We start from the raw sequence: 10,916 nt of genomic DNA, 5'->3' as shown, positions 1-10,916 counted from the left end.
TATGACATTCAGACGTGCGTAATAACATTGCACCAAGTTCTAAAGTTTCACGTTGTACACCTTGTGTAGATGTGGTGAAACCAACGGCATGGCTAGATGCTACGCCAAGAGCATTCAGTGCATGTCCAGCCAGATATTCACGAATCACCGAACGCAATACCGCACGACCATCCCCCATACGAGAGTAGGGGGTTGAACCCGCACCCTTAAGATGAAGATCAATAGTTTGTCCCTGCCGATTGAGAATTTGTCCAATCAATAAACCACGCCCATCACCTAATTGACCTGCCCATTGACCAAATTGATGACCTGCATACACCATCGCTAATGGAGTGAATTCAGCAAAGGTTTTTTGCCCACTACAAATCTCAACCCAATTGGCTTTATCCTCTTCATTCCATTGCAATTCATCGGCTAACGCTTCATTAAAGTGACCAGCTTTTGCGCCACGTAAAGGACTTGGTTGTTGCTGATGATAGAGCTTTGAATTGAGAGATGAATAGCGAGGATTGAAATGCATAGGTCAATATCATGGCAAGAAGCTGAATGATGACTATAGCAAAGATAGGTCTAAAATAGTGAATTGTGGTCATGAACTGAATATTTAAATAGGCATAAAAAATGGCCTCTAAAGAGACCATTTTATTGAGTATTTTTTATTCTGAAACAGGCGCTTTTTTGATGTTACGCATCAATGTTTCCAAACATTCACGATGGTGAGCAAGACGATGTTCAAGCAACTGGAAATCAACCTTAAGCTTATGATCCATTTGATGGATTTTTTCGGCCATTGCTGCTTTTTTTGCTTGTAGCTCTTGCTCTTTTAACTTCGCCCAATCGTTTAGAGTTAATGTAAAAGCTTCATATTCTTGAGCAATACGTTGTTTCATTTGCAAGATGTCAGTATTGACATCATGACCATAAATCGCGAGATCTTGTTCAGCATATTTAAACTTCATCGCAAGTTCAGCTTTCTGGATATTAAAGCTTGGAATACGACGTAAATTTTTTGCTAAGCCTAACTTTGCACTCGTCCAAATTAACCATTTTGTAGGGTCGTATTGCCACCATTTTACCCCATTACGGTAGTCGTACTGGAAAATGTGATGGTAGTTATGATATCCCTCACCCCAAGTGAGAATCGCTAGGATAAAATTATCACGTGCGGTATTTTCGTCAGTATAAGGGCGTTTACCCCACATATGACATAAAGAGTTAATGAAGAAGGTGACATGATGGCTAATGATCAGACGTAGTAAACCACCCAGTAGAACGACACCCCAAACATCGCCGACTGCCCAGCCAACACCACCCAATAAGCCCACATGAACTGCAATGACCATTGGCACATAGTATTTATGCTGGAACATCACCAGCTTGTCATTGATTAAGTCAGGTGCATTTTTGTAATCAGGTTCAGAGGGTGAGTGGTCGCGAATCATCCAGCCCAGATGTGCATACCAGAAACCACGTTTGATTGAATACGGATCCTGATCGACATCATCAACATGACGGTGATGGGTGCGGTGGCCTGAAGCCCAAAACAGGATACTGTTCTGGACAGCGAAAGTACCGCCAATCATCAACAGGATTTTAAGTGGTAAAGCGGCCTCATAGGCACGGTGTGCCCAAAGACGGTGATAACCTGCTGTAATTCCCAGGCTGCTTAATGCCAAAAGAAAAAATAAACTGACCCAGGCACTTACACTAAAATCATAATAATAAGCGTATAAAGGGATTAGAATAATCGCAAGAATTGGTGTTCCAATTAAGGTAATGCTAGCAGTCCAGTTAATGGGTGCTTTTTTGAGTGGGGCGGAAGTCATATCCGTCAGCGCTCCTAGTAACCTTGTTTGTACAAGATAATAAAACTAAACGAGATAGCAAAACCAATCACAACGATATATTGCTATTTTATTATTGATATTAGCACGCCCAGATAAATGAACACTAGCATTATTCTACAGTTGTACTGAAAGAACCGTAATAGAATTCCGCTTGCCTAACTGGTATATTGATTAAAAGGTGAAACAAATCAATGTGTGAGCAAATTACCATGAAAAATCCGATTTTTTCCATGAAATCTTTTTTTCATAAAACTTTGATTCTGTCGGCTGTTGTGATGGTGGCTGCCTGCCAGAGTCAACCCAAAACAGTGCAGAAAACCACCTTGCAACCGAAACGTGTGGTTCAGCCTCCTGCAATGCAGGTTCGTAAAAGTAGCGATGGTGTGCAGGACATTGAATGGCAAATTATGACCGTTCAGAATAGGCGTGCATTGTTTTTTAACCAGTATCCGAGTTTCCTGCTTAACTCGGTGACAAAGACTGTCTCTGGTCATACAGGCTGTAACGCTATTTATGGTCGTTATACATATGACTTTGCCCAGCAGAAACTTGATTTTGATGTTATGGCTGGACACGATAGTTGCCCTAAGGCTTTGGCGCAGGAAGCAGATTTGATGGATCTCATTCAGCGGGTTGAGCGTTTCCAGTTTGATGGTGCAAATTTATATCTGCTTGATGCTAAAGGGCAGCGTCTGATTCAGGCACAAACTAAAAGATGAATCGTAGAACAAGGGGTGATGTATTCGCCCCAATCCCATATTTTAATTGTTTATACAGCGATTTTTACAAGCACAAAGATCTGAGCATGGTGCTTGGTACATCGGTGATTAAGCCTTGTAATCCTAACTGCTGTAAATGCTTCGCCCGTTCCACATCATTTACAGTCCAGACACTAATATCAAGTTTTGCTTGGTGAGTAAGTTTAATGATTTCATCGGTTGCCAGTTGGTCTTTCCAGCCAATCTGGCAGCATCCATATTGCTGGGCCAGTTCAATCGCATATTCACCAAGTGGAATTTCAACCAGCAAGCCACGTTTAAAATGGCTGTGATGTTGCTGTAAGGCGGTTAAAATCTTCACATCAAAGCTGGTAATGGTTGCGTTCTTTTCAAAGCCCTTGAGTTCATTATGCAGGCTTAAGATCAGGCGTTCAGCCGCTGCTTCATCTGCAACGGCCTTGATTTCAACTTCAATGTGTTCAAACTCGGTTAAACATGCCATCACATCGGTTAAATGTGGGGTGTATTCTTCATTTTCCCAAGCCTGCCATTGATGGCGATGGTCAAACTGCTGTGCAGTAGCCAAATCACAACTTTCCACATGCTGTGAACGGCCTGTGGTACGCTGAAAATTATCATCATGGATGACAATTAACTGACCATCCTGTAGTTGCCGCACGTCAAACTCGACAGCTCGTACCCCTAGATCATGCAAATAACGAAAACCACCCAGCGTATTTTCAGGCGCTTCTCCACGTGCCCCACGATGACCAATAATTCGCATTTATTTTCTACCTAAACCATCTTTATGCTGGATCAATACTGTCATTGATATTCTTCTGCCACAGCACTTCGCTACCACCCTCGGCACGCTGTAAACTGCGTGAAGCCACAAACAGCCAGTCTGATAAACGATTGAGTAATTGTAAAGCGGTTGCCTGAATATTTTGATCGCGTGTATGCACCGACATCAGGGCACGCTCAGCACGACGGCAGACAGCACGCGCCTGATGCGCATAACTACAGGCCAAAGTGCCTGATGGGAGGATAAAATCTTTCAGCATTGGCAGACTTTCATTCATACGGTCAATTTCTTTTTCAAGAAATTCAATACAAACGGGTTGAAGTAAATGGTAGTTGGGAATACAGACCTCACCGCCTAAATCGAACAGCCAGTGTTGAATCAGGCTCAGGCTTTTGTCCCAGTGGCCTTTATCTGCAATTTGGCTGGCAGTGATTTGTGCGCGGAGTACACCAATGGTCGCGTTCAGTTCATCCACATCACCCAGTGCAGTGATGCGTAAATCATCCTTGGCAACCCGTGAACCATCTCCTAAACCCGTTGTGCCTGAATCGCCAGTGCGTGTATAAATCTTGCTTAAACGATGTCCCATAGTTCTGTTGCTCTTGGCCTAAAATAAAAAGGGGATAATGCCGGTCAGAACATTATCCCGAAACTGGAGTTAAGGAAATATTTTTATTGTTTTAGCACACGATTAATAACGGAATGTGACACCCGCAGAAGCCTGGCGACCACCGTTGATGTACCAGGAACCGAAGTTATATACTTGCTGATTACGGACATCACCGATATTTTGAATATTGGTAAAGACCTTAACATTTGGATTGATATTCCAGTACGCATTTAAATCAACTGTTGCAACGCCAGCAACCTGATTGTCGCTATTGGTATGGCTGGAATTGGCTTTTGAACGTGCAATCACCGAAGCATTGATTCCAACATTTTCATACTCATAACCAGCAGTTAAGGTTAAACGTTGACGAGGGCGATAGGCAATGTCACGATCTGTTTTATCATTGATACTACGTGCATAAGCATATTGGGTGTTGACATAATATATGTCGTTTGACCATTTTAGATTAAACTCACCGCCTGTGATTTTTGCTTTATCAATATTGATATTTTGATAAACAGGAAATGTTGTCACCCAGTCGCCATTACAGGTTGCAATACAGGTCGAGCTAATCAGGTTGTCAATTTCAGTATAATATGCAGATAGGCCTGCACTTAAACCATAGTTCAACTGTTGATCAAGGCCAATTTCATAAGAGGTACTTTCTTCTGGCTTGAGTTCTGTGTTGCCACCCCATTGTGTATATAATTCATTCAATGATGGCGCACGGAATGCAGTACCGATGTTGGCATATACACTGGTCAAAGGAAGTAGTTGATAACGAACAGCCGCCTGACCGACAGTATGTGTTCCAAAGCGTTCATTATCCTCTACACGGATACCTGCCTGTGTACTGATGCCATTGTCCTGATATTGATGTTGTAAGTAATATCCGACAGTATCAACACTTTGTTTTTGATCGGTGATACTTGGTGTTTCATATTCCGAGTCAAGATAGTTCACGCCAAACAAAACATTCTGGTGAGGCAGGAAGCCCCATTTCAGGTTTAAATCACCCTCATTACTTTCAGTATTATAGTAAGAGCTGTCATTTGGAACATATTGCTGATCTTTTGTATTGGAATAACGGGCATTTACAGTAAGGTCGGAATTTAAGGCATAAGAGGCTTTGGCATTGATGACCTGATTTTTAAAGTCACGAACTGCATTATTTAAACCCGCGTTAAAGTTGTAATAAATACTTCTGCCCTGGTTTTGATTGATTTCAACACTGCTGTCAATTTGGTCTTTTTGATAGTAACCAAATTTGGCATAGTAACCTTTTTGGTCAAAGCTGGCTTTTTCACTTTTATCCTGAATATCCAGAATGGATGTTCCATCAGACTCCAGACGTTGTCCACCAGCCTGTGCATAGAAACCAGATGCGTCAACATAGTCTGCATTCAACACGGTTTTATAGGTGTTATTTTCACCATAAATTCCAGTAAGTTGTGCACCAGTCTTACTTGGCGGGGCAGTGACCATATTGATCACACCACCAATTGCATCACTGCCATATTGTACTGATGCAGGACCTTTTAATATTTCGACCTGTTGAATATGTGAGGTATCCAGGAAAGCGGCGAATAATGGTGAAAGGTTGTTTTGATTATTCAGACGCGCACCATCTTGTAACACCAGTGTTTGTGCAGGTGTTGTACCCCGTAGCGAAACTTCGGAAAGCTGCCCCATACCACCTGATTGTTTTACATAAATGGACGGGTCCAACTGAATCAAGTCAGACAGGTTGGAAATTGGGTTTTGATGAATGGTTTTATCATCAATGACATTAATGCGTGCAGGCACATTTTTAATGGATTCAGGTGATTTTGATGCGGTGACCACAATGGTATCAAGTGAAACGGTTTTATCCGTTGACTGATCCTGGGCAAAGGCGACTGAAGTAAACCCCATCGCAATAGCGATAGCGCCAACTAAGCGTGTTGGCTGGAAAGAAATAGACATGTGCGCTCCAGACATTCACCCATCGTGAATGTTAATGTGGAAAGTAGCAACAAGCAGGTCTCCGGACTTCACTATAATCATCATGCGGATGATGTGCTGATCATCTTCCCACATCAAACGATGCAGTGATTTGGCGCTCGGCTAAGATCAGTGATTCGGTGTTACCGTTGCGAGGGCAGTGTTGGAGTCACACCAACTTCCCTATAAGCAAAGGAATTTGCTTTGGACTTGTTGCAAGATGGTGCAAAGTATAAAGCGGGTATACACAACTTACAAGGTATGAACAAAAAGTAGCTCTTTATAAGGGTGGGGGGCGAATTACATATTATTTTGCACAGTTATCCGATTGATTGAGTTTTGCATTACAATATCCATATTCTAAAATCTTTACTTAAAGTTGGATTGCACATGCAGCAGATACAACGGCGGACGCGTGCCAAGATTTGTGGAATTACCCGCGCACAGGATATCCAGTCTGTGGTTGAGGCAGGTGCGGATGCAATCGGTTTTGTATTCTTCCCACCAAGCCCGCGCCATGTCAGCATTGAGCAGGCACAGGTTCTAGCAAAGCTGGTTCCACCTTATGTGCAACTGGTTGGCCTGTTTGTAAATGCGAGTGCAGAAGAAATACAAAGCGTACTTGATTCAGTTCCGCTAGATGTATTACAACTACACGGTGATGAAAGTCCTGAACAATGCCAGCAGATTGCGGCACAATGCAAACGCCGTTGGTATAAGGCTATACAGGTTCAACCAGATATGGATGTGGTGGCTGAAATTCAGCGCTATCAAGCTGTTGGAGCCAGTGCGGTTCTACTTGATGCGTGGCATCCTGAGCTGAAAGGTGGCACGGGACACAGTTTCGACTGGAACCAATTTCCCCGACTCGATATTCCACTGATTTTGGCAGGCGGATTAACCCCTGAAAATGTGAGTGACGCTATTGATACTACAGCAGCTTTTGCTGTGGATGTCAGCGGAGGCGTAGAGTCCGCAAAAGGTATAAAAGACCAACAACTCATTGAAAAATTTATGCAAGGAGTCCAACGTGGATCAGCAAAACCTTAGTCAACAAAATCAGGCGATTGACTACACCCAGTTTCCAGATGCTCAGGGGCATTTCGGGATTCATGGTGGGCGTTTTGTATCAGAAACGCTGATGGCTGCACTTGAAGACTTGGAAAGTCTTTATGGTCGTATGAAAAATGATGCTCAGTTTCTGGCTGAGTTTGACCGTGATCTTGCGTACTATGTTGGTCGTCCTAGCCCACTTTATCATGCTGAAAGATGGTCACAGCATCTCGGCGGTGCGCAGATTTACCTCAAGCGTGAAGACCTGAACCATACGGGTTCACACAAGGTCAACAACACCATTGGTCAGGCACTCTTGGCAAAGCTTTCTGGTAAAAAACGTATTATTGCTGAAACAGGCGCAGGGCAGCATGGCGTTGCGACCGCAACCATTGCAGCGCGTTTGGGTATGGAGTGCGTGGTGTACATGGGTGCTGAAGACGTAAAACGTCAGGCGATGAATGTATATCGCATGCGTTTGCTTGGCGCGACTGTTGTGCCTGTGCAAAGTGGTTCAAAAACATTGAAAGATGCCATGAACGAAGCAATGCGTGACTGGGTCACCAATGTTGATAGCACTTACTATGTGATTGGTACGGTTGCTGGTCCACATCCATATCCGCAGTTGGTGCGTGATTTCCAGTCGATTATTGGCCGTGAAGCGCGCCGCCAGATTCAGGAGCAGGCAGGACGTTTACCTGATGCCTTGGTGGCTTGTGTTGGCGGTGGCTCAAATGCGATGGGTCTGTTCTATCCATTCCTGAATGATCAGGATGTGAAAATGTACGGTGTTGAAGCCGCAGGCTATGGTATTGAAACAGGCAAGCACTCTGCACCATTGAATGCAGGTCATGTGGGTGTATTACATGGTAACCGTACTTACCTCATGTCGGATGAGCAAGGTCAAATTATTGAAACCCATAGTATTTCAGCAGGTTTGGATTATCCAGGTGTTGGTCCAGAGCATAGCTTCTTAAAAGATATGCATCGAGTTAAATATGTGCCAATTAAAGATGATGAAGCACTACAAGGCTTCCGTGATTTAACACAGATTGAAGGGATTATTCCTGCACTTGAAAGTTCACATGCGATGGCCTATGTCAGCAAGCTTGCCCCAACCATGTCGAAAGACCAGATCATTATTGCCACAGTTTCAGGTCGTGGTGATAAAGATTTAATGACGGTAGCCCGTATTGATGGCGTCGAAATGGTTGAAATGTAAGTCAACCTCATGCCAAGTTTGTTTATGGTCATGTTGGGTGGTCGACATGCTAAAGCCATTACCGAAGTCCATGATGTGGTTATGGCAATCGGTGATGATGTGCAGGAGATCATTCCTCAACTGAAACAAGCTTGGTTTGGTGAGTTGAAGGGTTTACATATTGACGCTTGGGCTCAGTTTTCTGGAGTTCAGACGCAAGGTGTAGATTATCAAATTCACTTCGCGCTTGCTGCCCCAGCAGTAGACGAGCAAAAGTTATATTTGATCAATCTCGGCGGATATTCAGCAAATCAATTTGGCGAGTTACATCGTTATCACTTGGTGGTTGCTACAAATACTACTCATGCTAAACAGATTGCGAAGCAGTTGATTCCACCAGAGTGGGGTAAACCACATACTGACCGTGTTATTGAGGTGGATGATTGTATCCCAATCGATCATGTTGCAGGGCGTTATGTGCATTTAGTGAAAGGTCTGTTTAAGCCGATAACTTGGCAAAATACTTATCTTCCAATTGATTAAATATCATAAAAAAATGGGGAGGCGAAAGCTTCCCCATTTTTTATGTGAACTACTGAATAACTTTAATACGGTTGGTTTCAGGTGCTTGAACAGGTGAATTTTGGTTGATGTATTTTTCTAATGCATCAATGTCTTGTCCACCACCTACACGATTGGTTCCTTTTGACAGTACAGTAAAGTTATCGCCACCATCTGCAATAAAACTATTTACGGTGACTCGATAAGATTTGCTATCCATTAAAGCCTGCCCAGAAATCATAATTTGAGTAGCACGTGGGACAGCAGTTGCATCTTTTTTATAAGCATAACTCAGCTCTTTAGATGGTTGTAATATACGCGGTCGATTAGCATTTGCCCCAGACCATTGTTGTTCTAATAGTTCACGGATTTGTTGGCCTGTCAGACTTAAAGTGACAATCGAATTACCAAAAGGTTGTACTGCAAATACATCTCCAAAAGTAATTTGATTATTACTGTTGGTTTGAAGGTCAGCACGTACCCCACCTGGATTCATTAATGTGAAATCAGAGCCTTGATTGCTTGCAGTTAAAGCTGCTGCCTGTTGGGCATCTGCAATTAAATTACCTAAAGCGGTTTCACCACTTTCAGCTGCATTTCGATTAATGACTGTGGTCGCAGTGCCTACGATACGTGCAGAAATTGTAGTTACAGCTTGACGATATTTATCCAGAATCGCTTCGATACTTGGTGTCTTGTTAAATTTTTCATATAAGTTAGTCAAGTTAACCGTAGTCGTTCCAGACGTATATGCTTCGCTTTGAATTGGTACTTGTTGAGCATCTTTCTTGATGACATCCCCAGTTTTACCATCGAGCTCAAGTTTAATGTTGGTAATTGCTGTGCCGTATTGTCCTGCTGAGGTCAATAGAAATGGTTTTTGTGGGTTTAAGGTTGAATAGTCACAGATATAAGACTGGTGGGTGTGTCCTGAAACCACGACATCAACCGCAGTATCTAAACGATCTAATATTCCAGTCAAAGGTCCACTTAAACCTGCGCAGGTTTTCGCATTAAATTTAGTACTTGGCGCTACACCCTCATGTACCACTACGACAATTGCTTCAACCCCTTGCTTTTTTAACTCAGGTATAAGTGAATTGACAGTCTCGGCTTCATCATGAAAATCAACATCTTTGATACCTGCCGCTGAGACAATTGTTGGTGTTGCTTCTAAGGTCAAACCAATAAACGCAACAGGGATATTGCCATAGCGCTTAATTTTATATGCAGGAAATAGTGTTCTTTTGGGATCAGCTTTCAAAGAGACATTTGCTGCTAAAAAGTTAAATTTTGCACCAGCGAAATCTTTGTTAATTTGACAAGGTTTAGTGGTGGTATATTGCTGACAACCACCATTTTGCAAACGACGTAATTCATCAGTTCCACGATCAAATTCATGATTACCAACCGCGTTAAAATCAATTTTGATTTCATTCATGGTTTCAATGGTCGGTTCATCCAAGAATAGGGATGAGGTAAGTGGTGAGGCACTAATTAAATCACCCGCAGATACCACGGCATTGTTAGGATATTGAGCACGGAGTTTATTGATTGCATCTGCAAAATAACTGACACCACCTACAGGAATTCGTACCGATTTATTCGTGTCAGTGGGGTCTTCAGCCTCAATAAAACGTTTTGGTGGTTCTAAATTACCGTGAAAATCATTGAAAGCTAAAATATTAATACTTTGATTTTGTCGTTCTGGTTGGGTTGCAGAACTATTTTGATCATCGTTGTCGTTACATGCTGTCAGTGCTAATACTATGAATCCCAACGCGTTGACTTTTAATAATGGATGTAGAGTCATGTTTTTTGATCGAGTGGTTTAAGATTGTTTTTTAAAATAAAACTTGAGTATGAATATTTGATGAAATATTAAGCTAAAATACCTCTTGCTGCTCACTCGCATTAGTCTGAACTTATTTGAGTAATTTTGATGGTTCGAGATAATGTTTGAGAAATCATAGAGCTTGGACTTTATGACGGCAATAGATGCAATGACGCAATCATGGAAATCGACAATGGATTTGATACAAACAAATGGTCAACCTCGTTATGGACGATTCGAACACGTTCCATCACGTATTAATTTAGATGACTATATTTATAAAACCCCTTATGGTCAGGTATT

At 42.4% G+C, this 10,916-nt stretch carries 10 protein-coding genes, 1 pseudogene and 1 riboswitch; of the genes and pseudogenes, 5 read left to right on the top strand and 6 right to left on the bottom strand.

The genetic code is table 11. The features are described 5' to 3' along the window. Positions 1–520, bottom strand: a 520-nt coding sequence (locus tag B4H32_RS05295; RefSeq protein WP_286800562.1) for a protein adenylyltransferase SelO family protein, incomplete at its 3' end; no start/stop codon positions are given. A 136-nt stretch (positions 521–656) separates the two neighbouring features. Then, positions 657–1,826, bottom strand: a complete 1,170-nt coding sequence (locus tag B4H32_RS05290; RefSeq protein ID WP_004683110.1) for an acyl-CoA desaturase — start codon at positions 1,824–1,826, stop codon at positions 657–659. 212 nt (positions 1,827–2,038) lie between these two features. Between B4H32_RS05290 and B4H32_RS05285 the strand changes: the two genes are divergently transcribed. Beyond that, positions 2,039–2,566 carry an META domain-containing protein gene (locus tag B4H32_RS05285; RefSeq protein ID WP_004757203.1) on the top strand — a complete coding sequence of 176 codons (528 nt, stop codon included), beginning with the start codon at positions 2,039–2,041 and terminating at the stop codon, positions 2,564–2,566. Positions 2,567–2,630: 64 nt separating this feature from the next. Here the strand turns inward: B4H32_RS05285 and B4H32_RS05280 are convergent, their stop codons facing one another. From B4H32_RS05280 to B4H32_RS05270, 3 genes are all read right to left on the bottom strand, one after another. Then, a complete protein-coding gene (locus B4H32_RS05280; RefSeq protein WP_004757205.1) occupies positions 2,631–3,350 on the bottom strand; it encodes a glycerophosphodiester phosphodiesterase in 720 nt (239 codons plus the stop codon). Between the two features lie 22 nt (positions 3,351–3,372). Next, complete coding sequence (locus B4H32_RS05275) at positions 3,373–3,960, bottom strand: cob(I)yrinic acid a,c-diamide adenosyltransferase (RefSeq protein ID WP_286800549.1); 588 nt, start codon at positions 3,958–3,960, stop codon at positions 3,373–3,375. A gap of 102 nt (positions 3,961–4,062) precedes the next feature. Beyond that, positions 4,063–5,946, bottom strand: a complete 1,884-nt coding sequence (locus B4H32_RS05270; RefSeq protein WP_286800542.1) for a TonB-dependent receptor plug domain-containing protein — start codon at positions 5,944–5,946, stop codon at positions 4,063–4,065. A gap of 35 nt (positions 5,947–5,981) precedes the next feature. Continuing rightward, a riboswitch (cobalamin riboswitch) is annotated at positions 5,982–6,193 on the bottom strand. 161 nt (positions 6,194–6,354) lie between these two features. Here B4H32_RS05270 and B4H32_RS05265 point away from each other — a divergent pair. From B4H32_RS05265 to B4H32_RS05255, 3 genes are read left to right on the top strand one after another with little or no spacing between them, the layout of a single operon-like run. Next, positions 6,355–7,014, top strand: coding sequence for a phosphoribosylanthranilate isomerase (locus B4H32_RS05265; protein ID WP_286800538.1), 660 nt, complete (start codon positions 6,355–6,357; stop codon positions 7,012–7,014). Continuing rightward, entirely contained in the window at positions 6,995–8,239 is a 1,245-nt protein-coding gene (gene trpB / locus B4H32_RS05260; protein ID WP_286800536.1) for a tryptophan synthase subunit beta, read from the top strand. The genes B4H32_RS05265 and trpB overlap by 20 nt, the downstream gene beginning before the upstream one ends. Before the next feature lie 9 nt (positions 8,240–8,248). Next, entirely contained in the window at positions 8,249–8,761 is a 513-nt protein-coding gene (locus tag B4H32_RS05255) for a DUF1543 domain-containing protein (RefSeq protein WP_004683100.1), read from the top strand. A gap of 49 nt (positions 8,762–8,810) precedes the next feature. Here B4H32_RS05255 and B4H32_RS05250 read toward each other — a convergent pair whose 3' ends face one another. Further along, complete coding sequence (locus B4H32_RS05250; RefSeq protein WP_004683098.1) at positions 8,811–10,592, bottom strand: bifunctional metallophosphatase/5'-nucleotidase; 1,782 nt, start codon at positions 10,590–10,592, stop codon at positions 8,811–8,813. A gap of 214 nt (positions 10,593–10,806) precedes the next feature. Between B4H32_RS05250 and B4H32_RS05245 the strand changes: the two are divergent. Continuing rightward, positions 10,807–10,916, top strand: a pseudogene (locus tag B4H32_RS05245) (DUF2804 domain-containing protein); the annotation flags it as partial.

Origin of the sequence: Acinetobacter sp. UBA2063 (genome assembly GCF_002333245.1) — a bacterium.
Lineage (GTDB): Bacteria > Pseudomonadota > Gammaproteobacteria > Pseudomonadales > Moraxellaceae > Acinetobacter > Acinetobacter parvus.
This window is presented reverse-complemented; position numbering and strand designations above follow the sequence as displayed.